The organism is Streptomyces sp. NPDC001732, assembly GCF_053596315.1.
Genome location: NZ_JBSFFY010000193.1, coordinates 1 through 1,659 on the forward strand (window position 1 = coordinate 1; position 1,659 = coordinate 1,659).

2 protein-coding genes are annotated in these 1,659 nt (G+C 74.2%); one reads left to right on the top strand and one right to left on the bottom strand.

What is annotated here, in order from left to right; all coding sequences use genetic code 11:
• Positions 1–110: 110 nt before the first annotated feature.
• The gene (locus ACWCXX_RS41295; protein ID WP_451136457.1) at positions 111–380 is read right to left on the bottom strand and encodes a hypothetical protein; all 270 of its coding nucleotides are present in this window, start codon (positions 378–380) and stop codon (positions 111–113) included.
• 308 nt (positions 381–688) lie between these two features.
• Between ACWCXX_RS41295 and ACWCXX_RS41300 the strand changes: the two genes are divergently transcribed.
• Positions 689–1,552 (top strand): universal stress protein, encoded by an 864-nt coding sequence (locus tag ACWCXX_RS41300; RefSeq protein ID WP_451136459.1) that lies wholly within the window; start codon positions 689–691, stop codon positions 1,550–1,552.
• The last annotated feature ends 107 nt before the right edge of the window (positions 1,553–1,659 follow it).

A 1,659-nucleotide genomic window follows, 5' to 3' on the forward strand; every position in this document is an offset into this window, starting at 1 on the left:
ATGATCAGACGAAGGCCGCCCTCACGTCCGGCGAATCCCCAGGTGAGCGACTCAGTTCGAGACACCATTCGAGGCCGGAAGATAAAGAACAAGCTTAGGGGCCGTTCGGCTCAAGGTATGTCGCCCCGCCAGTCCCACCGGGCGGGGTCGCCGTCCCGGGGGCCGTACTCCGCTCGGCCGCCCGGCCCGAACCGCCCGATCTCCGTGTTCAGCGCCGCCCCCTCGCGCAGCGCCGTGTCCGTCCAGCCGGTCACGTCGAGGAGCAGCCCGTCGAGAGGGCCGCCCACCAGCTCCCGGTAGGAGTGGCCCGGCCGGGGTCCCGGATCGGGATCGTCGTGGTCGGCGCCGTACACGCGCCGCTGCCGCATCAGCTCGTCCATGGGGGCAGGATCGCACCCGGCACTGACAGTGGCGCCCCGGCGTCCGTCGGCCCTCGCCCCCCACCGCCCGGCGCGACGGGACGGGGCAGTTCCTCGGTGGCGCCGGTCGTCGACCCTCGGGCGGGCACCGGGCCCCGGCGGGCCGTAGCGTACGAAGCGGCCCCGGCAGGTGTCCGCGACGCCCCACGGCCCCGCGCGGGTGGTGGTCCGTCACGGAATCTCCCGGACAGAGGGGCCGAAAGTCCCTGCCGTACGACGGCCGTACGTACCAGCCTGGGACGGGATACCGCCGGATTCTGGAGGGAATCATGACCGCCACCGACCGTCCCGTGATCGCCGCAGTGGACGGCTCCCCGTACAGCCGGGAAGCGCTCGACTGGGCCGCCCACGAAGCCGTGCGGCGAGGGCTCGCACTGGTCGTCGTGCACGCAAGGACGCCCGATCGGCGCATCGCCCAGGACACACTGCGGCGCGAGGCGGAGGAACTCCTCGAACGTTCCGTGCGACGGGTGTCCGAGATCGAGCCGGCCCTGCACCCGACGACGCTCTCACCGCTGGACTTCCCCTCGGCGGCCCTCACCACGCTCAGCCGTGACGCGTCGCTGGTGGTCGTCGGCTCGCGCGGGCTCGGCGGGTTCCGGTCCCTGATGCTCGGGTCCAACAGCCTCGCGACCGCCTCGATGGCCAAGTGTCCCGTCATCGTCATTCACGGCGGGGCGTCGGACGAGGCCGAGGGCGGAACGACGGAGGAGTTCTCCGACATCGTCGCGGGCGTGGCCGCCGACGAGAGCAGCGAAGCGGTGCTGGAGTTCGCCTTCGGGACCACCGCCTCCCGGCCGGGCGCGCGGCTGCGGATCGTGCACGGCTGGACGATGTTCTCCTCGATGTTGTCCGGCGGACCCGTCTTCGACCGGACAGCGGCGGCGGACTCCGCCGACCGGACCCTCGCGGAGCTCACCGCCGGATGGCAGGAGAAGTACCCCCAGGTCGAGGTCGTGCGGGAACCGGTCTGCGGCTCCGCCTCCCGCACCCTGGTCACGGCCTCGGCGACCGCGGCGCTGACCGTGGTCGGGCGGCGCAAGGGCGGGGAATCGCTCGGGCTCGGCCTCTCCCCCGTCGCCCAGACCACGCTCTCGCACGCGCTCGGCCCGGTCGCTGTGGTGCCCTGCTGACAGTCGCGGGGCCCCCCCCCCCCCCCGGGGGGGGGGGGGGCGCCCCCCCGCGGGCCCCCCCCCGGGCGGGGCGGGGGGGGGGCCCCCCCGGGGGCGGAAGACGGAAC